At 73.7% G+C, this 21,395-nt stretch carries 20 protein-coding genes; 14 read left to right on the top strand and 6 right to left on the bottom strand.

What is annotated here, in order from left to right:
- Positions 1–14 precede the first annotated feature (14 nt).
- The gene (locus ABZ621_RS24035; protein WP_360607787.1) at positions 15–392 is read left to right on the top strand and encodes a hypothetical protein; all 378 of its coding nucleotides are present in this window, start codon (positions 15–17) and stop codon (positions 390–392) included.
- Positions 389–1,456, top strand: a complete 1,068-nt coding sequence (locus ABZ621_RS24040; protein WP_360607789.1) for a glycosyl hydrolase — start codon at positions 389–391, stop codon at positions 1,454–1,456. The genes ABZ621_RS24035 and ABZ621_RS24040 overlap by 4 nt, the downstream gene beginning before the upstream one ends.
- A gap of 1 nt (position 1,457) precedes the next feature.
- Here the strand turns inward: ABZ621_RS24040 and ABZ621_RS24045 are convergent, their stop codons facing one another.
- The 3 genes from ABZ621_RS24045 to ABZ621_RS24055 all read right to left on the bottom strand — a co-directional run bounded on the left by ABZ621_RS24045 (position 1,458) and on the right by ABZ621_RS24055 (position 5,847).
- Positions 1,458–3,431, bottom strand: coding sequence for a lipopolysaccharide biosynthesis protein (locus ABZ621_RS24045; protein WP_360607837.1), 1,974 nt, complete (start codon positions 3,429–3,431; stop codon positions 1,458–1,460).
- Positions 3,432–3,550: 119 nt separating this feature from the next.
- Positions 3,551–4,717 carry a DegT/DnrJ/EryC1/StrS family aminotransferase gene (locus tag ABZ621_RS24050; RefSeq protein ID WP_360607839.1) on the bottom strand — a complete coding sequence of 389 codons (1,167 nt, stop codon included), beginning with the start codon at positions 4,715–4,717 and terminating at the stop codon, positions 3,551–3,553.
- A gap of 236 nt (positions 4,718–4,953) precedes the next feature.
- Entirely contained in the window at positions 4,954–5,847 is an 894-nt protein-coding gene (locus ABZ621_RS24055; protein ID WP_360607791.1) for an RNA polymerase sigma factor SigF, read from the bottom strand.
- 208 nt (positions 5,848–6,055) lie between these two features.
- Here ABZ621_RS24055 and ABZ621_RS24060 point away from each other — a divergent pair, with 208 nt between their 5' ends.
- From ABZ621_RS24060 to ABZ621_RS24085, 6 genes are all read left to right on the top strand, one after another.
- Positions 6,056–6,445 (top strand): STAS domain-containing protein, encoded by a 390-nt coding sequence (locus ABZ621_RS24060; protein WP_360607793.1) that lies wholly within the window; start codon positions 6,056–6,058, stop codon positions 6,443–6,445.
- A gap of 75 nt (positions 6,446–6,520) precedes the next feature.
- On the top strand, positions 6,521–6,949 hold the full coding sequence (locus ABZ621_RS24065; protein ID WP_360607795.1) for an ATP-binding protein: 429 nt from the start codon (positions 6,521–6,523) through the stop codon (positions 6,947–6,949).
- Between the two features lie 165 nt (positions 6,950–7,114).
- Entirely contained in the window at positions 7,115–7,801 is a 687-nt protein-coding gene (locus ABZ621_RS24070) for a peptidase (protein WP_360607797.1), read from the top strand.
- Positions 7,798–8,643 (top strand): hypothetical protein, encoded by an 846-nt coding sequence (locus tag ABZ621_RS24075; RefSeq protein ID WP_360607799.1) that lies wholly within the window; start codon positions 7,798–7,800, stop codon positions 8,641–8,643. The genes ABZ621_RS24070 and ABZ621_RS24075 overlap by 4 nt, the downstream gene beginning before the upstream one ends.
- The gene (locus ABZ621_RS24080; RefSeq protein WP_360607801.1) at positions 8,640–9,653 is read left to right on the top strand and encodes a hypothetical protein; all 1,014 of its coding nucleotides are present in this window, start codon (positions 8,640–8,642) and stop codon (positions 9,651–9,653) included. The genes ABZ621_RS24075 and ABZ621_RS24080 overlap by 4 nt, the downstream gene beginning before the upstream one ends.
- Positions 9,654–9,691: 38 nt before the next feature.
- Positions 9,692–11,020: a hypothetical protein gene (locus ABZ621_RS24085; RefSeq protein WP_360607841.1), complete on the top strand. Its 1,329-nt coding sequence runs from the start codon at positions 9,692–9,694 to the stop codon at positions 11,018–11,020.
- Positions 11,021–11,118: 98 nt separating this feature from the next.
- Here the strand turns inward: ABZ621_RS24085 and ABZ621_RS24090 are convergent, their stop codons facing one another.
- Entirely contained in the window at positions 11,119–12,621 is a 1,503-nt protein-coding gene (locus tag ABZ621_RS24090) for an oligopeptide:H+ symporter (protein ID WP_360607803.1), read from the bottom strand.
- Between the two features lie 428 nt (positions 12,622–13,049).
- On the opposite strand from ABZ621_RS24090, the gene ABZ621_RS24095 reads away from it, so the two are divergent.
- Together ABZ621_RS24095 and ABZ621_RS24100 are read left to right on the top strand one after the other, a co-directional pair.
- Complete coding sequence (locus ABZ621_RS24095; protein WP_360607805.1) at positions 13,050–13,727, top strand: response regulator transcription factor; 678 nt, start codon at positions 13,050–13,052, stop codon at positions 13,725–13,727.
- Between the two features lie 130 nt (positions 13,728–13,857).
- A complete protein-coding gene (locus ABZ621_RS24100; protein WP_360607807.1) occupies positions 13,858–15,129 on the top strand; it encodes an ATP-binding protein in 1,272 nt (423 codons plus the stop codon).
- A gap of 6 nt (positions 15,130–15,135) precedes the next feature.
- Here the strand turns inward: ABZ621_RS24100 and ABZ621_RS24105 are convergent, their stop codons facing one another.
- On the bottom strand, positions 15,136–15,666 hold the full coding sequence (locus ABZ621_RS24105; RefSeq protein WP_360607809.1) for a GtrA family protein: 531 nt from the start codon (positions 15,664–15,666) through the stop codon (positions 15,136–15,138).
- A 128-nt stretch (positions 15,667–15,794) separates the two neighbouring features.
- Between ABZ621_RS24105 and ABZ621_RS24110 the strand changes: the two genes are divergently transcribed.
- The 4 genes from ABZ621_RS24110 to ABZ621_RS24125 all read left to right on the top strand — a co-directional run bounded on the left by ABZ621_RS24110 (position 15,795) and on the right by ABZ621_RS24125 (position 19,771).
- The gene (locus tag ABZ621_RS24110) at positions 15,795–16,988 is read left to right on the top strand and encodes a 5-(carboxyamino)imidazole ribonucleotide synthase (RefSeq protein WP_360607811.1); all 1,194 of its coding nucleotides are present in this window, start codon (positions 15,795–15,797) and stop codon (positions 16,986–16,988) included.
- 31 nt (positions 16,989–17,019) lie between these two features.
- Positions 17,020–17,517, top strand: coding sequence for a 5-(carboxyamino)imidazole ribonucleotide mutase (gene purE, locus ABZ621_RS24115; RefSeq protein ID WP_360607843.1), 498 nt, complete (start codon positions 17,020–17,022; stop codon positions 17,515–17,517).
- The gene (locus tag ABZ621_RS24120; RefSeq protein ID WP_360607813.1) at positions 17,514–18,710 is read left to right on the top strand and encodes a dipeptidase; all 1,197 of its coding nucleotides are present in this window, start codon (positions 17,514–17,516) and stop codon (positions 18,708–18,710) included. The genes purE and ABZ621_RS24120 overlap by 4 nt, the downstream gene beginning before the upstream one ends.
- A 140-nt stretch (positions 18,711–18,850) precedes the next feature.
- The gene (locus ABZ621_RS24125; protein WP_360607815.1) at positions 18,851–19,771 is read left to right on the top strand and encodes a membrane dipeptidase; all 921 of its coding nucleotides are present in this window, start codon (positions 18,851–18,853) and stop codon (positions 19,769–19,771) included.
- 68 nt (positions 19,772–19,839) lie between these two features.
- Here the strand turns inward: ABZ621_RS24125 and ABZ621_RS24130 are convergent, their stop codons facing one another.
- Positions 19,840–21,174: a UDP-glucose/GDP-mannose dehydrogenase family protein gene (locus ABZ621_RS24130; RefSeq protein WP_360607817.1), complete on the bottom strand. Its 1,335-nt coding sequence runs from the start codon at positions 21,172–21,174 to the stop codon at positions 19,840–19,842.
- Positions 21,175–21,395 lie beyond the last annotated feature (221 nt).

A 21,395-nucleotide genomic window follows, 5' to 3' on the forward strand; every position in this document is an offset into this window, starting at 1 on the left:
GGAGCAGGTACGCCATGGCCCTCCCACGCCTCACCCCCGTCCGGCGCAGAGCCGCCCTCGCCGTCTCCGGCTGGGTCGCGCTCGCCGCCACCGCGCTGCCCGACGGCTCCCCGCTGCGCTGGATCCCCGTCCTCGCCTTCGTCGGCTTCGCGCCCGGCTTCGTGCTGCTGACGCGGCAGCCGGCCGGGCCGCGCCCCGACGCCCGCCTGGAGGTCTTCGCCCTGGCGGCGCCGGTCAGCCTCGCCCTGGCCACCCTCACCGCCACCGGGCTCTTCCTCGCGGACGCCTTCAGCGTCGCCGCCTTCCTGGGCGTCCTGGCCGCCTTCGTCACCGTCGCCGCCCTGCTGCCGGGCTTCCGGTTCCGCAAACGGGGCGGCGGTGAGGACGGGTGAACGGGCGGCGGGACAGGGGAGGTTCCGCCGGCCGGCTCGCGGTGGCGCTCGCCGCCGTCGGCGCGCTGACCGCCGGCGTCGGCGTGTGGGCGACCCTCGCGGAGGAGCGGGACGGCGACCGCTGCCGGCCGGACGCCCGCCTGGTGGCGCCCTGCGGCGCCTGGTGGGGCGCGTACGTCCCGTACGACGAGGACGGCTCGCTGACCCGGCCGGTGTACGCCTTCGAGAAGAAGATCGGGCGCCGCCTCGACCTCGTGTACAACTACCACGACATGTCGGGCAGCGCGGCCGACGGACAGCTGCTCACGCCCGACGAGGTCGAACTCGGCCGCGACCGGCTGCTGATGCTCGCCTGGGAGTCCACCGTGTGGACCGAGAAGCACCACGCGAACTGGACCGAGAAGCAGCTCGGCTGGAAGAACATCGCCTCCGGCCGCTACGACGAGTCCGTCATCGACCCGCAGGCCCGCCGCATCAAGGCCTACGGCAAGACGGTCTTCTTCTCCTTCGACCAGGAGGCCGACTTCCGGATCCCGGAGGGCGCCGGCACCCCGGAGGAGTACGTCGCCGCCTACCGCCACCTCCACGACCGCTTCCGCGAGCTCGGCGTCACCAACGTGGTGTGGGTGTGGACGGTCTCCGGCTGGCTCGGGAACGCCGCCACGATGAAGGCCCTCTACCCGGGCGACGCCTACGTCGACTGGATCGGCATGGACCAGTACAACTACTACCTCTGCCACAAGTCGCCCGACTGGCTGGACTTCGGGAGGAGCCAGCGCCCCTCCTACGACTGGCTCCGCGCGAACGTCTCCGCCGGCAAGCCCGTCATGCTCGCCGAGTTCGCCACCGCCCCCGACCCGGAGCGGCCCGGGCGTCAGCGGGACTGGTACGCCCGGATTCCCGAGGTCGCGCCGACGCTGCCGGAGGCGAAGGCGTACGTGCACTGGAACCGTGCCGTGCCCGGACCCGGGTGCGACCTGACGGTGAACTCCGGGCCGGGGCTCGACGGATACCGGGAGGCGGGACTCGCCCCGTACTTCCGTCAGCCGCTGCCGGAGGGCTGACTCAGGCGCGCAGGCCGCGGATCGCGTACGCCGCCATGGTGACGCCCGACAGGCCGAGCAGGAGGGGGAGCGGGGCGGCGGCGAAGGACTGCTGCCCCGCCCAGCCGGCCCAGACCAGCACCCACACCACGCCGACCGTGATCCGGCCGCCCGCCCCGCACACCCGCAGCAGCACCGCCACCAGGGCCAGGCACGCCGCCTGCGCCGCGATCGGGGCGAGCCACGCCGCCGGGCCCGTGCCGAGGAGCCCGGCGCCGGGGCCGACGGCGGGCGGCGGCAGCAGGCCCAGGAGCGGCGGGGCGGTGTGCAGGGCCAGGAAGGTGGCGAGGAGCACGGCCGCCGCGTAGCCGCCGCGGAAGGCGCGCGGGGCGACCGCCGCGCCCAGGAGGGCGACGAGCAGCAGCCCGGCGGCCAGGGTCGGCGCGGGCAGCGCGGCGAGCAGCTCGGAGCCGGCGAGCGGGGCCGTGCCGAGCGGCGCGGCGCCGGTGAGCGGCAGCCAGAAGACGACGGCGGCCGCCGCGAGCAGGGACCACAGGACGGCCGCCGCGCGGTCCCGCACGGGCGGCGGGGCGTGGCGTACGGGCGCGGGCTCGGGGGCGCGCGGCCGGGGCACGTACACGGGGATGCCGAAGGCCGGCGTGACCGTGTCCTGCGCGGCCGTGGCGCGCAGATAGGCGCTCTGCCGCGCCCACTGGGTGCCGTAGCCGTCGTCCTCGGCGGGGGTGGGGGCGAGCGCCGGGGGCTCCGCGGCCGGCGGTTCCGGGGGCGTCACGGGCGTCGTGCCCTTCAGGACCGTCCGCAGGCCCGGTGCGCACACCAGGGCCATGACGGTCATCCCGCCGAGCACCGCCGCACCCGCCCCGGCGATGCCGAGCGGGCCGAGGAGGACGGCCGCGGAGCCGAGGACCAGGACGCACATGGCGCCCTGGACGGCGGCGAGCATCCCGGTGCGGCCCTGGACGCGGAGCACCCCGATGTACAGCTCCACCGCGACCCGGGGCAGCGCCCCGGCGGCGAGCAGCCGCAGCACCAGGGAGCCGTTGTCGGTGTAGCCCTGGCCGAAGGGGGTGAGGATCAGCGGCGCGAAGAGCACGAGGACGAGGACGACGGGGACGAGCAGCAGCACCATCCGGCGCAGCGCTCCCCGGACGCCCTCGGCGAGCGACTCGGGGCTGTGGGAGGCGTGCGCGGTGAGCGAGGAGGCCATGTTGATGGCCATGAACTCCATGGTGCCGCCGACGGTGTACGCCGTGTAGAAGAAGGCGTTGTGCGCGGCGTCGAAGCGGACGGCGACCATGACCGGCAGCAGGCTGATCATGAGGAGGCTGAAGACCGCCCCGAAGGCGTCGCCGGCGACGAAGCGTCCGATCTCGCGGTACGTGGGCGGCTCGCGGTCCCGGTCGGCGCGGGCCTGCGCCGGGATGAGCCGGCGGAAGACCAGCCAGGCCAGCGGGACCGTGGAGAGCGCGATCGCGGCCGCCCAGGAGACGAAGACGCCGAGGACGGGCAGGGCGGCGGCGAGGACGACGAGCAGGACGAGCTTGCCGACCGAGAAGACGGCGTTGCCGACCGGCACCCAGAAGGCCTTCCGCAGGCCGGTGAGGACGCCGTCCTGGAGGGTGAGCAGCGCCCAGCCGACGGTCGACAGGGTGAAGAAGATCCCGGCGGAGAGGGTGCCGAGCGGGGCGTACGAGGGTCCCCACAGGTCCAGGGTGAGCAGGAAGATCCCGGAGGCGGCGGCCACCACCACCGTGCTGAGGAGGTAGAGGCGGGCGACGAGCGGCCCGGTGGCGCGGCCGGCCCGGGGGACGTAGCGGACGACGGCGCCGGAGAGGGTGGTCGCGGTGATGGAGGCGAGCATCCGCTGGGCGGCGATGGCGGCGGAGCCCTGGCCGACGGCCTCCTCCGTGTAGTAGCGGGCGGCGACCAGCCAGAAGCCGAGGCCGAGGGCGGCGGAGACGCCGGTGGAGAGCATGAGGGCGTAGGCGTTGCGGAAGAGCGAGTCGTCGCCGTCGGCGGCCGGGGCCTCCGTGCCCTTCGCCTCGCGCGCGCCCGGGGCGTCCGGGTCCGCGCCCCGGGCCCGTACGGTCCCGGTCACCGGGCGCCGCCGAGGGAGGGTTCGGGCGTGACCGGCCGGGCGCCGGAGGCGCGCAGGACGGCGAGGACCTCGTCGGCGCGGCGCGGGTCCACGGGCAGGGCGTGCCGGGCGAACCAGGCGGCGGCCGCGGGCGCGGGGGAGGGGTCGGTGAACCGCTCCCCGGCGTAGGCGTCGAGCGGCGGGTCGTAGAGGTAGCCGACGGTGATGCGGCGGCGGGCGAGCGCGGCGACGGCGGCGTCCCGGTCCTCGACGAGCAGCGGCACCCGGAAGAGCGCGGGCACCTCGCCGTCCGCCGGGAGGCCCTGCCCGGAGTACTCGCCGGCGAGGAGGCGGGCGGTGCCGGCGCGGTGGGCGTCGAGGACGGTGTCGAGGGCGGCGAGCCTGCGGCGGGTGCGGGCGAGGCGGCCGGCGCCGGGGCGGAGCCGGTAGTCGTGCATGTCGACCCGCACCCAGGAGTGGAAGGGGTCGAGCGCGGGGGCCGCGCCGAGCGCGCGGGCCAGCTCCTCGGGGCGCAACGGCATCCGGATGCCCGGCCGTTCGTGGACGCCGAGGGCGCGCAGGGCGGCGTGCGCGGGCCGGGCCAGGCGCAGGCCGCGGGCGGTGGCCTCGGCGTACGGGCGGGCCAGGTAGGCGAGTTCCTTGGCGAGCCGGGCCGGGCGGAGCAGCGCGTCCCGCTCGGCGGCGAGTCCGTCGCGCAGCCGCGGGTCGGCGAGGGTGAGGAAGCCGCCGGTCTTGGCCCCGGTGTGCTTGGAGAGGCTGAAGACGGAGGCGTCGCCCCAGGCGCCGACGGGCCGGCCGCCGACGGTGGAGCCGATGGCGTGGGCGGCGTCCTCCAGGAGCGGGATGCCGAGCCGGTCGCAGCGGGCGCGCAGCTCGGGTGCCGGGTCGGGGTTGCCGTACAGGTTGGTGGTGAGGACGGCGGAGAGTCCGGACCAGACGGCGTCGGGCACGGCCGCCGGGTCGAGGGAGCCGTCGCGCGGGTCGAGCGGTGCCTGGACGGGCCGCAGGCCGGCGGCGAGCACCACGAAGAAGATGACGTCGTCGTTGACCGGTGACATGAGCACCCGGCCGCCGGGCGCGCACCAGCGGCGCAGCGCGAGGTAGAGCCCGAGGCGGCACGACGGCACGTAGAGGCACTCCCGGCCCCCGAGCCGCGCGCGCATGCCCTCTTCCAGGTCCGCGTACGCAGAAACCATGACAGATTCCCCCCAGATCCCCGGGCTCAATGTGGCCCATTCCGGACGGTCCCGTCAACAACGGCCCGCCCCGCGGCCGTTGTGGCCGTCCCCCTGAAACGCGCGGAAGGGCCCGTCCGGGTCGAAGACCGTGAACGGGCCCTTTCCGTCGCCATCTTGGCGGCTCGTGGGGGCCGGTGGGGGCGATTCCTCCGGAGCGGCGGTCATTCCTCCAGGGTGAGTCCGCGGCGCAGCCGGGCCAGGGTGCGGGAGAGCAGCCGGGAGACGTGCATCTGGGAGATGCCGAGTTCGGCGCCGATCTCCGACTGGGTGAGGCCGGTGACGAAGCGGAGGGAGAGGATGAGCCGTTCGCGTTCGGGGAGCGAGGCGATCATCGGCTTGAGGGAGGCGACGTACTCGATGCCGGTCAGGCCGTCGTCCTCGTAGCCGAGCCGGTCGGCGAGGGTGGTCTCGTTCTGCCCGTGGTCGTCGTCCTCGGTCTGGGCGTCGAGGGAGGCGGCCGTGTAGGCGTTGCTGGCGGCCATGCCCTCGACGACCTCGTCCTCGGTCAGCCGGAGTTCGGCGGCGAGTTCGGCCACGGTGGGTGCCCGGTCGAGGCGCTGGGAGAGGGCGTCGCCGGCCCGGGCCAGGTCGAGCCGGAGTTCCTGGAGCCGCCGGGGGACGTGCACGGACCAGGAGGTGTCGCGGAAGAACCGCTTGATCTCGCCGATGATGGTCGGCATCGCGAAGGTGGGGAACTCGACGCCGCGGGCGAGCTCGAAGCGGTCGATGGCCTTGATGAGGCCGATGGTGCCGACCTGGACGATGTCCTCCATGGGTTCGCTGCGGGTCCCGAAGCGGGCGGCGGCGAAGCGGACCAGGGCCAGGTTGAGTTCGACGAGGGTGTTGCGGACGTACGCGTACTCGTGGGTGCCCTCTTCGAGTTCGGCGAGCCGGGCGAAGAGGTCCTTCGAGAGCGCGCGGGCGTCGGCGGGGGCGACGCGGTCGAGGGGGCCGTCGAGCGCCGGGGGGAGCGCGGGTGTGGGGGCGGCGGGACGGGGAAGGGCTGGTGTCGACGGCGCGGTGGGGGTGCGCGGGGCGTCGAGCCGGGGTGACATGGGTCTCCTCCAGGGTGGGTGTCCGGGTGCGGTGTGCGGCGCCTCCAATGCCGGCTGGATCGGGTGTTCCGTACTAGCCCTACCTGCTCGGCGGCGATCGTTGCAAGTGGCAATAATCCGTTTTGGGCTGTTTCGTGGTGGGCTCGTGTGCACCGGAAGGGGCCCCGCTAGTAGGGTTCGGCGGAGTCGATCGAGGAGGCGTCACACCATGGACCGCCAGCACATCGGCAGCGCGCGGCCCGAGCGGCTGCGGGTCGAGACCAGGGTCGTGGTCGGCGGCGCGGACGGTGACGCGGAACTCATCACCCCGGTGGGTGAGCTCGATCACCACACCGCGGAACTGCTGCGCGCCCCGCTCGACGCCGCCCTCGACGCCGGCCGCGTCCGGCTCGTCGTCGACTGCGCCGGCCTCGGCTTCTGCGACTCGACCGGCCTCAACGTGCTCCTCGGGGCCCGGCTGCGCGCGGAGGCCGCCGGCGGCGCGGTCCATCTGGTGGCCATGCGGCCCGCCGTGGCCCGGGTCTTCCGGATCACCGGCGCCGAGGCCGTCTTCACCGTGCACGAGACCCTCGCCACCGCCCTGCCCGGCTCCGGCTGACGCCCCGTCGCACCTCCGCGCCACCCTTCTCGTCCCCGCCCCTGCTCTCTCGTCGACCGGTGAGGTGAAGTGCTGATGGACCAGGCTTCCGACGTCCGTGACGTCCGTACGCTCGCGCTCGGCGAGACCAGCGGCACCGTCCCGCTCGCCCGCGACTTCACCCGGACCGCGCTGACCGAGTGGGGCTGGCTGCCGGCCGCGGGCGCCGACCGCCGCGCGGCCGCCGAGGACGTCCTGCTCGTCGTCTCCGAACTCGTCACCAACGCCTGTCTGCACGCCGAGGGGCCCGAGCGGCTCCGGGTCGTCCGCCTCGCCACGACCGTCCGCCTCGAAGTCACCGACCGCGGCGCCGGCCAGCCCGCGCCCCGCACCCCGCACCGGGCCGGACGCCCCGGCGGGCACGGCATGTTCATCGTGCAGCGGCTCTGCCTCGACTGGGGCATCCAGCGGATGCCGGGCGCCCCCGGCAAGACGGTCTGGGCCGAACTGGCCGCCCCCGCCTGACGGTTCCCCGCCCCCCGGCGCCGACCACCGCAGGACTTTCACCGTCGCTCTTCTTCCCTCCGTAGGGCCCCGGGCGTACCTTGACGGCCAATCTGATGGCGCGTCAGGAAATTGCGTGAGGGGTCACGGGTGTCCAAGCAACCGAACCGGAGGAGGACGGCCGCCGTGCTCACGGCCGCCGTCGCGGTCTGGGCCCCGGCCGGCCTCGCCGCCGCGCCCGCCGCCCACGCCGAGGTCGTCGACGTGAAGTACGCCTGCGAGACCGAGATCGGCGACCGCTCCGCCGTCTCGCCCGTGGACGTCACGGCCGAGCGGAAGGGCGACGCCTACACGATCACCATGACCTTCGACAAAGGCGTCTCCGACAGCCCCGTCGAACTCCCCAAGGGCGTCATGACCCCCCGCGCCGCCCTCGTCCTCGGCGGCGACGACGAGGGCACCCTCCAGGTGAAGGGCACGCCCAACCCCGCCGCCGTCCCCGCCTTCACCCCCGTCAGGATCGGCACCCTCACCGGCACCTACACGCCGAAGCGCAACGGCACCGTCACCTTCACCGCCGGGGTGCTCACCGTCCACGCCCTCGGCATGGACGCCGCCGTCTGCGAACCCGCGAACGAGCCCGGCCCCTCCCTCACCCTCACGGTCACCGGCCTGCCGGAGACCGGAGCGGGCACCGGGGACGTGTCCGGCGAGGAGCCCGACGAGGAGGAGGCCCTGCCCGGCGGCGAACTCCCGAAGACCGGCGGCCTCTCCACCACCACCGCCCTCGCCACCCTCGGCGGCACCGTCCTCCTCGGCGGCACCGGCGCCCTCCTCTGGCTCACCCGCCGCCCCCGCCCGGCCCGCCCATGACCAGGACCCGGTACGCGCTCCTCGCCGCCGGCGCCGTCCTCGGCACGCTCGCCGCCGCGCCGCAGGAGACCGCCGCGCCGCACGGAACCGCCGAACGCCCCGCCGCCTCCGCCGAGTGGACCGCCGCGCCCGCCGCCGGGCGGCCGTACGCCTACCTCGAAGGGCCCGCCGGGAGCGTCCTGGAGGACACCCTCTCCGTCACCAACCCCGGACCCAGCCCGCTCACCGTCACCCTCACCGGCGAAGGGCCCGCCGCCGTCGCCTTCGCCGCCCGCACCGTCACCGTGCCCGCCCGCACCCGCGCCGACGTGCCCTTCGCCGTCACCGTCGCCGCCGCCACCGCGCCCGGCGAACACCGCGGCACGGTACGGGCCGGGGCCGGCGGCCGGAGCGTCGGCGTCGACCTGCGGCTCAAGGTCAGCGGCCCCGAACTCGCCGCCCTCACCGTCGAGGACGCCCGCGTCGACCGCGCCACCGGCACCCTCCACTACACCCTCGTCAACCGCGGCAGCACCGTCCTCGACCGACCCCGCCTCGCCGTCCGCGCCGACGGCCTCCTCGGCACCGTCCTCGACCTCCCCGACCGCGCCCTGCCGCTCACCCTCCGCCCCGGCGAGCGCGCCGCCCGCGCCGAACCCTGGCCCGACCCGCCGGCTCTCGACTCCGTCACCGTCCGGCTCACCGCCACCGCCCCCGGAGCCACCCCCGCCACCGCCGCCACCGCCGCCGTCTTCGCCTCCGCGCCCGCCCTCGCCGCCGCCGGCCTGCTGCCGCTCGCGGCGGCGGGCGGAGCCGCGTACACGCTCCGGCGCCGGGCCCGTACGAAGGGAGCCCCCGCATGAGACCGGCCGCCGCCCGCCCCCGTACGGCCCTGGCCGCGCTGCTCACGGCGCTCGCCCTCGCCCTGCTCCCCGCCGCCCCCGCGCACCCCGCGCCCGCCGCGGGCGACCCCACCGTCGCCGTCTCGCAGGCCCAGGCCCCGAAGGGCGGCGAGCTCACCGTCAGCGGCGCCGGCTGGAAGGCCGGCGCGCTCCTCATGGTCCTGCTCTGCGGCCAGGGCACCCCGGAGAAGGGCGTCGTCGGCGGCACCAACAGCTGCGCCAACACCGACGGCCGGGCCGCCACCGTCGACGCGCGCGGCGCCTTCAGCGTCAAGCTGCCGGTGGCCGCCCCGCCCAGGCCCTGCCCCTGCGTCGTCCACGTCTCCGGCGTCACCGGCACCCAGGACGTCGTCGACGCCGGCTTCACCGTCGCCGGCCACCCCACCGCCCCGCTCCCCGACGCCACCGGCGACGGACGGCTCGCCGTCCTCACCGCCGCCCGCCTGGAGGGTTCGGGCGGAGTCCTCACCTGGTTCGGCGCGCCGCCGTCCCGCACCCTCGTCCTCACCGTCGGCAACCTCGGCGGCGCGCCCGTCCGCGACCCGGTGTTCCTCGTCGGCACCGCCCGCGGCGTCCTCGCCCCGGGCGACGAGGAGCGGCAGTGGCGCGGCACCATCAAGCCCGGGCAGAAGGCCAGGATCGAGCTGGACGTCGAGCTCTCCGCCGGCGCCCACGGCGACTACCGGGTGTCCGTCTCGTACGGCGGGAAACTCCTCGCCGAGCAGCCGTGGACGGTGGGCCGACCCTGGGGCGTGGTCCTCTTCTGGGCCCTGCTCGCCCTGGTCGTGCCCGCCGCCCTCTTCCGGGCCGGCATGGTCCTCGTCGACCGGGCCGGCGGCCGGAACCGCGACCCCGTCCCCGTCGCCGTACCGGCGGACGCGGACGGCCCCGGGACGACCGCGGCCCTCCCGTGGTTCCTCCCCGACTCCGCACCGACCGAGAACAGTCCGACGACGAAGGGACATTCGTGAGCACGCAACGGAGGACGATCGCGGCCGGGGTCGCGCTGATGCTCGGCGGCGCGGGGATCCTGCTTTCCGCCGGTTCCGCCCAGGCCGCCCAGATCTCGTTCAGGACGGAGTGCATCCCGCCGTCGATCTCCGGCCTCCCGCCGGTCCAGGGCACCACCACGGTGCTCGTCACCGCACCCGCCACCGCCAAGGTCGGCGACACCGTCGAGGTCGTCTGGAAGACCGTCAAGCCGGCCTCCAAGAACCCCGACATGCTCGACCTGGACGCCGACACCGTGAAGCCCACGGGCACCATGAAGGTCGCCGGGGCGCAGAGCGGCACGGTCGCCATGGAGGGCCCCCGGAAGAACCCGCCGATCCCCAAGAACAGCGACATGGTGCTGCCCGAGATGAAGGGCACCCTGAAGCTGACCAAGGCGGGCGACGTCACGCTGACGCCGGACGCGTACACGATCAACGTGTCGAAGCCGATGTCCACGAACACTAAGTGCACGCCCAAGGAGCAGGTCCCGGTCGGCGCCACGATCAAGGTGACGGACGGCGGAGGCGGCTCGGGCGGCGGTTCAGGGTCCGGTTCAGGGTCCGGGTCGGGTTCGGGCAGCGGCTCCGGCTCCGGCTCCGGTTCCGGCAGCGGCGGGGGCTCGGACAGCGGAGGCTCCGGAGGCTCCGGCGGCCGGACCGACTTCCCGGGCAAGGAGGTCGCGGTGGCCTTCGCCTGTACGTCCCCCGGCCCCGCCGCCATCAACTCCAAGGTCACCATCAACGCCAAGAAGAACGGCGGCGCGTACGACCTCACGGTCAAGACGGCCAAGGGCGTCATGAACAGCCCCGCGCCGCTGCCCGCGAACGCCCTCACGCCCAGCATGGACATCAAGATCGGCGGGGACGACAGCGGCACCGTCAAGGTCACCGGCGCGCCCAACCCCACCGCGCTCAAGATGAACGACCCGGTGAGCCTCACCGACATGAAGGGCACCTACCGCCCCGGTGCCACCGGCAAGGCGACGCTCTCCCCGGGCGCGCTCACCATCAGCGTCGTCCTCGCCCCCGGCGCCGACCCCATCAAGATCCCCTGCACGGTGAAGGGCACGGCCGCGGCCTCCCTCACCCTGGACACCGCCGAGCAGTCCGGCGGCGCGTCCGGCGGCGGTGACGACGGCGGCACGGACGACGGCGGCGCCGGCAACGGCGGCAGCCCCTCCGGGAACGGCGGCGACGGCGGCTCCGGCGACGGCCTCGCCCAGACCGGTGCCGAGTCCGACGGCGCCCTGCGCGCCCTCGGCCTGGTCGCCGGCACGGTGATCCTCCTCGGCGGCGCGGTCTTCACCTTCACCCCGTGGCGCCGTCTGGCCCGCGGGAACCGCTGAGCGGCGCGGTCGAGCACGGCGAAGGGCACCGGGAAAGGGGACGGCCCCGGCACACCGTGAAGGGTGTGCCGGGGCCGTCCCCCGTGTGCGGTCGTGCGTCAGTGCACGTCGCCCATGAGGCTCTGGACCTTCTTGCGGTACATGAAGATCGCGAAGCCCGCGAGGACCGCGAGGGACGCCTCCATGGCGATCACCCCCGTGCCGTTCAGGTCCACACCGGCCAGCGAGAGCAGACCCGTGGTGCAGTCACCGGCGGTGACGGCGAGGAACCAGACGCCCATCATCTGGGAGGCGTACTTCTGCGGCGCCATCTTCGTCGTGACCGAGAGGCCGACGGGGGAGAGGCACAGCTCACCGATGGTCTGGATCATGTAGATCGAGACGAGCCACATCGGGGAGACCTTGGTGCCGTCGCCCGCCATGTTCATCGGGACGACGAAGACGAAGAAGGAGGCACCGACCAGGACCAGGCCCATCGCGAACTTCACGATGGTGTTCGGCTCCTGGTTCTTGCGGGCCAGCCACAGCCACAGCCAGGCGAAGACCGGGGCCAGCGCCATGACGAAGAGCGGGTTCAGCGACTGGTACCAGGTGGCCGGGAAGCCGAAGCCGAGGACGGTGTCCGCGGTCTTGCCGTCGGCGAAGAGCGACAGGGTCGAGCCGCCCTGGTCGTAGATCATCCAGAAGACGGCGGCGGCCACGAAGAACCAGATGTAGCCGGTCATCTTCGACTGCTCGGTCTTCGACAGGTCCTTGTCGCGCTTGATGCGGACGAGGACGGCGACCGGGATGATCAGGCCGGCCAGGGTGATCGGGACGATCGCCCAGTTCAGGGTGTACATGCCCAGGGCGATGACGACGCCGTAGAAGACGGCGGCCAGGACCAGGACCAGGCAGACCTTGACCAGGATGTTCTTGCGCTCGGCGGCCGAGAGCGGGTTCGGGACGACGTTGCTCTTCGGGCTCAGGTTCTTCGTGCCGATCAGGAACTGGAGCAGACCCAGACCCATGCCGGCCGCGGCGAGCGCGAAGCCGAGGTGCCAGTTGACCTTCTCGCCGACGGTGCCGACGACGAACGGGGCGACGAAGGCACCGAGGTTGATGCCGATGTAGAAGAGGGTGAAGCCACCGTCACGGCGCGGGTCGTCCGGGCCCTCGTACAGGTGGCCGACCATCGTCGAGATGTTGGCCTTCAGCAGACCGGAGCCGGCCGCGACCAGCGCGAGGCCGACGAAGAACATCGCCTGGCCGGGGATGGCCAGCGAGAGGTGACCGGCCATGATCACGAAACCGGCTATCGCGACGGTCTTGCGCGCGCCCCAGACGCGGTCGCCGAACCAGCCGCCCGGCATGGCCATCAGGTAGACCATCGACACGTACACGGAGTAGATCGCCGTGGCCGTGGCGGCCGTCATGGCCAGTCCGCCACCCTGGCTGCCGGTGGCCGCGTCGGCGCCGCCGGAGACCAGGTACAGGACGAGAAGCGCCCGCATGCCGTAGTAGGAGAAACGCTCCCACATCTCGGTCATGAAGAGGGTGGCGAGGCCGCGGGGGTGTCCGAAGAACTCCTTCGGACCCGCGGGAACGGTCGTTGCCGCCATGTCGATCCTTGCTCTGTCGGGACGCGACGCCTCGTGAGCGTGATGCGCCCGGTGGGGGGTGGCCGGCACCGGCCGGGGCGTTCGCACCCCGCCCGGGATCCACGCCCCGCCGCGCGTCTTCGCGCCGCGGGACCCGGCCCACAGGTCTTTCACCGTCCGAGGGTGGCAGGGCCAACCTGCCGCAGAAAAGAGGACCTTGGCTGACGAAGCAGGCCAAAGGTCCCCGATTACCGCTACAGACGTCTCGCCACCATACGACACGACAGTGCCGGATATGGAAGGACTTGAGAGATGGATCACAGGTGACCATGGAACCAACAGGCGTCAATCCAAGGTGATGTACAGGTTACGCACCCTCGTTCGGAGGCGGCGGCCGCCGCCGTGCGATCCCGCCCCGGCCCGGTACCCGTGCGGACTACCATCACCCCATGACCCGTGTACTGCTCGCCGAGGACGACGCATCCATCTCGGAACCGCTGGCCCGCGCCCTGCGGAGAGAGGGGTACGAGGTCGAGGTCCGCGAGGACGGGCCGTCCGCGCTCGACGCCGGACTGCAGGGCGGCGTCGACCTGGTCGTGCTCGACCTGGGCCTGCCCGGCATGGACGGCCTGGAGGTCGCCCGCCGGCTGCGCGCCGACGGGCACACGGTCCCGATCCTGGTCCTCACCGCCCGCGCGGACGAGGTCGACACCGTCGTCGGGCTCGACGCGGGCGCCGACGACTACGTCACCAAGCCCTTCCGCCTCGCCGAGCTCCTCGCCCGCGTCCGGGCCCTCCTGCGGCGCGGCGCCACCGAGCCGGCCCCCCCGCCCGCCACCCACGGCGTCCGCATCGACGTCGAGTCGCACCGCGCGTGGATGGGCGACGAGGAGCTCCAGCTCACGGCCAAGGAGTTCGACCTCCTGCGCGTCCTGGTCCGCGACGCGGGCCGGGTCGTCACCCGCGACCAGCTGATGCGCGAGGTCTGGGACACCACGTGGTGGTCCTCCACCAAGACCCTCGACATGCACATCTCCTGGCTCCGCAAGAAGCTCGGCGACGACGCGGCGAACCCCCGCTACATCGCCACGGTCCGAGGCGTCGGCTTCCGCTTCGAGAAGAGCTGACCCACGCCCGGACGGCGCCCTCCGCCGCGCCCAGGCCCCCGCGCCTGAACCCCCACCCGGTGCACGGCGCACCGACAAGGCCCGCCCCGGACGGCCCGCCGTAGTCCCCGCAACCCGCCCGGGAGGGCACGTGCGCCGCCGCCTCATCACCAGCACCCTCGCCGTCGTCCTCGTGGTGATCGCCGTCTTCGGCGTCTCCCTCGTCCTCGTCGAGACGAGGACCATCACCGCCAGCGCCCAGGAGAGCGTCGACGCCGAAGCCCTCCGCATCGTCTCGATCGTCGACAGCCGGCTCATCGGCGGCGAGCCGGTGAGCCCCGTCATCCTCGCGGAGCAGAGCGGCGCGAAGCGGTACGCCCTGGTCACCATCCCGGGCCGCCCGCCCATCGAGATCGGCACCCGCCCCACCGGCAGCGTCATCCGGGGCTACGCGGAGGGCGAGCGCGGCGAGACCGTGATCGTCGAGGAGTCCCGCTCGGCCGTCACCTCCGAGGTGGGCAGCACCGCCCTGATCATCGTGGCGGTCGCCGGGCTCGCCGTCGTCGCCGCCGTCCTCCTCGCCGTACGCCAGGCGAACCGGCTCGCCTCCCCGCTCACCGACCTCGCCGAGACCGCCGAGCGGCTCGGCTCGGGCGACCCCAGGCCCCGGCACAAGCGGTACGGGGTCCCCGAGCTGGACCGGGTCGCGGACGTCCTGGACGCCTCCGCCGAGCGGATCGCCCGGATGCTCACCGCCGAGCGCCGGCTCGCCGCCGACGCCTCCCACCAGCTCCGCACCCCCCTCACCGCGCTGTCCATGCGCCTGGAGGAGGTCGCCCTCGCCGACGACCTGGACACGGTCAAGGAGGAGGCGACGATCGCGCTGACGCAGGTCGAGCGGCTCACCGACGTCGTCGAGCGGCTGCTGACGAACTCCCGCGACCCGCGCTCCGGCTCCGCCGTCGCCTTCGACCTCGACGAGGTCGTCAAGCAGCAGATCGAGGAGTGGCGCCCCGCCTACCGCAGCGCGGGCCGGGCCATCGTCCGCTCCGGCAAGCAGGGCATGCGCGCGATCGGCACCCCGGGCGCGGTCGCCCAGGTCCTCGCCGCGCTCATCGAGAACTCGCTCATGCACGGCGGCGGCACCGTCGCCCTGCGCACCCGCGTCACCGGCAACCAGTCGGTGATCGAGGTCACCGACGAGGGGCCCGGCGTCCCCGCCGACCTCGGCGCGCGGATCTTCGAGCGCGCGGTCAGCGGCCGCAGCTCCACCGGCATCGGCCTGGCGGTCGCCCGGGACCTGGCGGAGGCCGACGGCGGGCGCCTGGAACTGCTCAAGGAGCATCCGCCGGTCTTCGCGCTCTTCCTGGGCAAGGAGGCCCGCAGCGTCACCGACGAGCCGCGGGAACGCCCCGTGCGGTGAGCTTCCCTACACGTGGTCGGGCTGCCGGCGCCGGGGCTGCCGGGGCGTGGGGACCGGCTCCGACTGCTCCAGGAACGACTCGGCCGTCTGCACGGCCTCCTTCGCCGGCAGCGCCCGGAACACCCAGGTGCGGTAGGACCAGAAACGGAACAGCGTCCCGAGGCCGATTCCGAAGAACTTGAAGAAGTTGCTGGCCAGCGGGCCGTTCCAGCCGAGGCCGTACGTCGCCGCGTACAGCACGCCGTTCTCGATCACGAGGCCGACGAGGCTGAACAGCAGGAAGAGGGACATCTCCTTGGTGCGGCCCGACTTGTCGCGGTCGCGGTACGTGAAGTAGCGGAACCCCACGTAGTTGAAGGCGATGGCCACGACCGTGGCGATCACGCTGGCCCGCACCACCGGAAGCTCCGTGGTGTGCCGGACCAGGTTGAAGACGGCCAGGTTGACCAGGACGCCGAGGCCGCCGACGACCCCGAACTTGGCGACCTCTCGGCCGAGCAGGGCGAGTCGCATGCGCAGCGCGCCGGGTTCGCTCATGGGGGTCGGTCCGTCCGTCGGGTGACGTCCTGGTGACGTCAACCCATCCATGCTAACCAGCCACCCCTGTCACCCGCCCGGGTAGCCGTGAAAGCTGTGGAAAACCCGGTCGTACCCGGTCACGCCTTGTGTCAATCCACAGCCGGAGGAGCGTTCACGGATGGTGCGGATACCCTAAGAGGGTGACGTTCCCGGTAGTAGGCATGGTCGGCGGCGGGCAGCTCGCCCGCATGACGCACGAGGCGGGTATTCCCCTCGGCATCCAGTTCAAGCTCCTCAGTGACACCCCGCAGGACTCGGCGGCCCTGGTGGCCGGCGAGGTCGTCATCGGCGACTACCGGGACCTGGACACGCTCCGCGCCTTCGCGCGCGGCTGCGACGTGATCACCTTCGATCACGAGCACGTCCCCACCGAGCACCTGCGCGCCCTGGAGGCCGACGGCATCCCCGTCCGCCCCGGGCCCGACGCCCTGGTGCACGCCCAGGACAAGGGGGTGATGCGGGCGAAGCTCGACGAGATCGGCGCGCCCAGCCCCCGCCACCGCATCGTGGCCGACGCGGCCGACGCGGTCGCCTTCGCCGAGGAGGGCGACGGCTTCCCGATCATCCTCAAGACCGTGCGCGGCGGGTACGACGGCAAGGGCGTCTGGTTCGTCCGCACCGCCGAGGACGCCCGCGACCCCTTCCTCGCCGGCGTGCCCGTGCTCGCCGAGGAGAAGGTCGACTTCGTCCGCGAGCTCGCGGCGAACATCGTCCGCTCCCCGCACGGCCAGGCCGTCGCCTACCCGGTGGTCGAGTCCCGCCAGGTCGACGGCGTCTGCGACACCGTGATCGCCCCCGCCCCCGACCTCGAACCCGAGCTCGCGGGGCGGGCCCAGGAGCTGGCGCTGCGGATCGGCAAGGAGCTCGGCGTCGTCGGCCACCTCGCCGTGGAGCTCTTCCAGACCACCGACGGCCGCATCCTCGTCAACGAGCTGGCGATGCGCCCGCACAACTCCGGTCACTGGACCCAGGACGGGGCGATCACCAGCCAGTTCGCCAACCACGTCCGCGCCGTCCTCGACCTGCCGCTCGGCGACCCCCGCCCGCGCGCCCCGTGGACCGTGATGTGCAACGTCCTCGGCGGCGACTACCCGGACATGTACCAGGGCTATCTGCACTGCATGGCCCGGGACCCGCAGCTCAAGATCCACATGTACGGCAAGGACGTGAAGCCCGGGCGTAAGGTCGGTCACGTCAACACCTACGGCGACGACCTGGACGAGGTGCTGGAGCGCGCCCGCCACGCCGCCGACTACCTGCGAGGGACGATCGTTGAGTAACCAGGCGAGCAACCCGCTCATCGGCATCGCCATGGGGTCCGACTCCGACTGGACCGTCATGGAGGCCGCCGCCCAGGCGCTGGACGAGTTCGAGATCCCGTACGAGGTGAACGTCCTCTCCGCGCACCGGATGCCGCGCGAGATGATCGCGTACGGCGAGGAGGCCGCCGGCCGCGGCCTCAGGGCGATCGTCGCGGGCGCCGGCGGCGCCGCCCACCTGCCGGGCATGCTCGCCTCCGTCACCCCGCTCCCGGTCATCGGCGTCCCCGTGCCGCTGAAGTACCTCGACGGCATGGACTCGCTGCTCTCGATCGTCCAGATGCCCGCCGGCATCCCGGTCGCCACGGTCTCCGTCGCCGGCGCCCGCAACGCGGGCCTGCTCGCCGCCCGGATCATCGCCGCCGCCGACCCGGAGCTCCAGGCCCGGATGGAGGCGTTCCTCCAGGACCTCAACGCCCAGGCCACCGAGAAGGGCAAGCGCCTGCGCGCCAAGGTCGAGGGCACGGACTCCTTCGGGTTCGCCCGGTGAGCGCGGCCGAGCGGCTCGCCGAGGCCCGGGCCCTCCTCGCGGAGGCACCCGTCGTCGACGGGCACAACGACCTCCCGTGGGCGCTGCGCGAGCAGTGCGGCTACGACCTCGACAAGCTCGACATCGCGGGCGACCGCTCGGCCTCCCTCCACACCGACCTCGCCCGGCTCCGCGCCGGCGGGGTCGGTGCCCAGTTCTGGTCCGTCTACGTCCCCGGCCGGCTCGCCGGCGACCACGCGGTCAGCGCCACCCTGGAGCAGATCGACGCCGTCGACCGGCTCGTCGAGCGGTACGCGGCCGACCTCGCGCCCGCCCGGACCGCCGCCGACATCGCCAAGGCCCGCGCCGAGGGCCGGATCGCCTCCCTCAAGGGCGCCGAGGGCGGCCACTCGATCGACAACTCCCTCGCGACCCTGCGCGCCCTGTACACCCTCGGCGTGCGGTACATGACCCTCACGCACAACGAGAACAACGACTGGGCCGACTCCGCCACCGACGAGCCCCGGCACGGCGGCCTCACCGCCTTCGGCCGCGCCGTCGTCCGCGAGATGAACCGCTGCGGCATGCTCGTCGACCTCTCGCACGTCGCCGCGACCACCATGCGCGACGCCCTCGACGAGAGCACCGCGCCGGTGATCTTCTCCCACTCCTCGTCCCGCGCGGTCTGCGACCACCCGAGGAACATCCCCGACGACGTCCTGGAGCGGCTGCCCGCCAACGGCGGCGTGGCGATGGCGACCTTCGTCCCGAAGTTCATCCTCCCCGCGGCCGTCGAGTGGACCCTGCGCGCCGACGAGAACCTCCGCGCCCACGGCCTCCACCACCTCGACACCACCCCGAGGGCGAAGGAGATCCACGCCGCCTTCGAGGCCGGTCACCCCCGCCCGGTCGCCACCGCCGCCACCGTCGCCGACCACCTCGACCACATGCGCGAGGCCGCCGGCATCGACCACGTCGGCATCGGCGGAGACTACGACGGCACCGCCTTCACCCCGGCGGGCCTCGACGACGTCGCCGGCTACCCCAACCTGATCGCCGAACTCCTCGACCGCGGCTGGTCCCACGCCGACCTCACCAAGCTGACCTGGTCGAACGCGCTCCGCGTGCTCGGCGACGCGGAGGCCGTCTCCCGGGACCTGACCGCCCGAACGGCCGCCTCGCACGCCACGCTCGCCCAGCTCGACGGCGCCTGACGGAGCCCGCCCCGGGCCTCACCCGTACGGCGCAGTCCGACGGGCTCCGGACGGGCCCCGGTGGCACGGTGGACCGTACTGCCCCGCCTCCTTCGGCGGGGTAGTACTGCATCACCGAGTTCGGAAGTGTGAGTAGTGCCATGGCAGATCTAGACGATCATCCCCCCTTCTCTGCCGCCTCCGGCGCCGTCGGCGCGCTGGAACCCCCGGAGCCACCACCCACGCCGCTCGACGAGACCGCCCGCGCCCGGGCCATCCTCGCCGCGCAGCCCGTCATCGAGGGACACGCCGAACTCCCCCCGCTCCTCGACCCCGAGGACCTGCCGCCCGCCCGGGCGCAGGAGGCCGGGGCCCAGTTCTGGTCGCTGCGCGTGGACGCCGACGACGTCATCGGCACCCTGCGCCGCCTCGACGCCATCCGCGCGCTCGTCGCCGCCTGCCCCGAGGACCTGCGCCTGGCGCACACCACCTCGGAGATGGTCCACGCCCGCAACTGCGGCCGGGTCGCCGCCCTCCTCGGGCCGGTGAGCTGGACCGCCCTCGGCGGCTCCGCCGCCACCCTGCGGGCGTACCACGCCCTCGGCGTCCGGGCCGTGAACCTCACCCGCTTCGACCGCTTCGCCCGCGAGGCGGTCCGCGAGATGAACCGCATCGGCCTCGCCGTGGACCTCTCCGGCGCCGACCAGGACACCGTCCGCAAGGTCCTCGCCGTCACCCGCGCGCCCGCCCTGCTCACCCGGGCCGAGCCGGACGCCCTCCCGGACGACGTGCTGCGGCTCCTCGGCGAGAACGGCGCCGTCGTCATGGTCGCCGTCGTCGAGGACCCCGCCGCCACGGCCGGCCTCCTCGACCGGGTGCGCGAGCTGGCGGGGCCCGCGTCCACGGGCCTCTCCCACCTGGCGACCCGGACCGCAGGCTACGTGCCGCTCTTCGCGGAGCTGCTGCGCCGCGACTGGCCGGCCCGCGACCTGGTCGGCCTGGCCCACGGCAACGCGACCCGCGCCCTGCGCGAGACCGAGTTCCTGTCCCGTACGAACCGGATCAGGCCCGTCGCCGCCTGACCCGCACCCGTACGCCCATGAGGAAGGGGCGCACCGGATCCGTCCGGTGCGCCCCTTCCGCCATGCCGTCAGGCGCGCGGGCGGCCCATCGCGCGGTACGTCCAGCCGGCCGCCCGCCACCGCTCGCCGTCCAGGGCGTTGCGCCCGTCGAGGAGGACCGGGGAGGTGACGGCGGCGGCCAGCTCCGCCGGGTCGAGCTCGCGGAACTCGCGCCACTCGGTCAGGTGCAGCACCACGTCCGCGCCCCGGACGGCCTCCAGGGCGGTGTCCGCGTAGCCGAGGGTGGGGAAGACCCGGCGGGCGTTCTCCATGCCCTTGGGGTCGTAGACGGTGACCTGGCCGCCCTGGAGGTGGATCTGGCCGGCCACGTTGAGCGCGGGGGAGTCGCGGACGTCGTCCGAGTCCGGCTTGAAGGTGGCGCCGAGGACGGCGACCCGGCGGCCCAGGAAGGAGTCCCCGCCGAGCGCCTCGCGGGTCATCTCGACCATCTGGCCGCGCCGCCGCATGTTGATGGAGTCGATCTCGCGGAGGAAGGTCAGCGCCTGGTCGACGCCGAGCTCGCCCGCCCGGGCCATGAAGGCGCGGATGTCCTTGGGCAGGCAGCCGCCGCCGAAGCCGACGCCGGCCCGCAGGAACTTGTTGCCGATCCGCTCGTCGTGGCCGATGGCCTCGGCCAGCTTGACGACGTCGCCGCCGGCCGCCTCGCAGATCTCGGCCATCGCGTTGATGAAGGAGATCTTGGTGGCGAGGAAGGAGTTCGCGGCCGTCTTGACCAGCTCGGCGGTCGGGAAGTCGGTGACGACGAACGGCGAGCCCTCGGCGACGGGGATCGCGTACACCTCGCGGAGCAGCTTCTCGGCCCGCCCGCCGTCCTCGCCGTGGACGCCGACGACGATCCGGTCGGGGTGCAGGGTGTCCTGGACGGCGAAGCCCTCGCGCAGGAACTCCGGGTTCCAGGCGAGTCGGACGCCCTCCGGCAGTACGCCGGCGAGCCGCTCGGCCGAGCCGACGGGGACGGTCGACTTGCCGACGACCAGCGAGCCGGCGCGGGCGACGGCGGAGAGGGAGGCGAAGGCGGCGTCGACGTAGCTCATGTCGCAGCCGTACTCGCCGTGCTTCTGCGGGGTGTTCACACAGACGAAGTGGACGTCGCCGAAGGCGCCGACCTCCTCCCAGGAGGTGGTGAAGCGCAGCCGGCCGGTGGAGCCCTCGAACCCGGCGACGTGCTTGCGGAGCAGCTCCTCCAGACCGGGCTCGAACATCGGGACGCGGCCGGAGGCCAGCAGCTCGATCTTCTCCGGTACGACGTCGAGCCCGAGGACCTCGAAGCCCATCTCGGCCATGGCGGCGGCGTGGGTGGCGCCGAGGTAGCCGGTGCCGATCACGGTGATCTTCAGGGCCATGCGGGACTCCAGGGGCGTCGGGCGAAAGTGCCTGCCCGAGCATAGTCGTGCCCTGGCAGAGCCCCCCGTTGACGGCCTACCCTTTGGGTTACTTAACGGTAGTTAGCAAGCCAGGGAGCTCAAGAGCATGGGCAAGGACTTCGACCTGTACCGGACGTCCGAGGAGCACGAGATGCTCCGGGAGTCGGTGCGTGCGCTGGCGGAGGCGAAGATCGCTCCGT

The organism is Streptomyces sp. NPDC007863 (genome assembly GCF_040633895.1).
Lineage (GTDB): Bacteria > Actinomycetota > Actinomycetes > Streptomycetales > Streptomycetaceae > Streptomyces.

Coding starts and splice junctions, on each gene's coding strand:
- ABZ621_RS24090 (WP_360607803.1), bottom strand. CDS start 12,621: ATGGCGGCAACGACCGTTCCCGCGGGTCCGAAGGAGTTCTTCGGACAC.
- ABZ621_RS24060 (WP_360607793.1), top strand. CDS start 6,056: ATGGACCGCCAGCACATCGGCAGCGCGCGGCCCGAGCGGCTGCGGGTC.
- ABZ621_RS24125 (WP_360607815.1), top strand. CDS start 18,851: ATGGCAGATCTAGACGATCATCCCCCCTTCTCTGCCGCCTCCGGCGCC.
- ABZ621_RS24065 (WP_360607795.1), top strand. CDS start 6,521: ATGGACCAGGCTTCCGACGTCCGTGACGTCCGTACGCTCGCGCTCGGC.
- ABZ621_RS24085 (WP_360607841.1), top strand. CDS start 9,692: ATGCTCGGCGGCGCGGGGATCCTGCTTTCCGCCGGTTCCGCCCAGGCC.
- ABZ621_RS24050 (WP_360607839.1), bottom strand. CDS start 4,717: ATGCGCGCGCGGCTCGGGGGCCGGGAGTGCCTCTACGTGCCGTCGTGC.
- ABZ621_RS24075 (WP_360607799.1), top strand. CDS start 7,798: ATGACCAGGACCCGGTACGCGCTCCTCGCCGCCGGCGCCGTCCTCGGC.
- purE (WP_360607843.1), top strand. CDS start 17,020: ATGGGGTCCGACTCCGACTGGACCGTCATGGAGGCCGCCGCCCAGGCG.
- ABZ621_RS24080 (WP_360607801.1), top strand. CDS start 8,640: ATGAGACCGGCCGCCGCCCGCCCCCGTACGGCCCTGGCCGCGCTGCTC.
- ABZ621_RS24105 (WP_360607809.1), bottom strand. CDS start 15,666: ATGAGCGAACCCGGCGCGCTGCGCATGCGACTCGCCCTGCTCGGCCGA.
- ABZ621_RS24035 (WP_360607787.1), top strand. CDS start 15: ATGGCCCTCCCACGCCTCACCCCCGTCCGGCGCAGAGCCGCCCTCGCC.
- ABZ621_RS24055 (WP_360607791.1), bottom strand. CDS start 5,847: ATGTCACCCCGGCTCGACGCCCCGCGCACCCCCACCGCGCCGTCGACA.
- ABZ621_RS24130 (WP_360607817.1), bottom strand. CDS start 21,174: ATGGCCCTGAAGATCACCGTGATCGGCACCGGCTACCTCGGCGCCACC.
- ABZ621_RS24045 (WP_360607837.1), bottom strand. CDS start 3,431: ATGCTCTCCACCGGCGTCTCCGCCGCCCTCGGCCTCGGCTTCTGGCTG.
- ABZ621_RS24095 (WP_360607805.1), top strand. CDS start 13,050: ATGACCCGTGTACTGCTCGCCGAGGACGACGCATCCATCTCGGAACCG.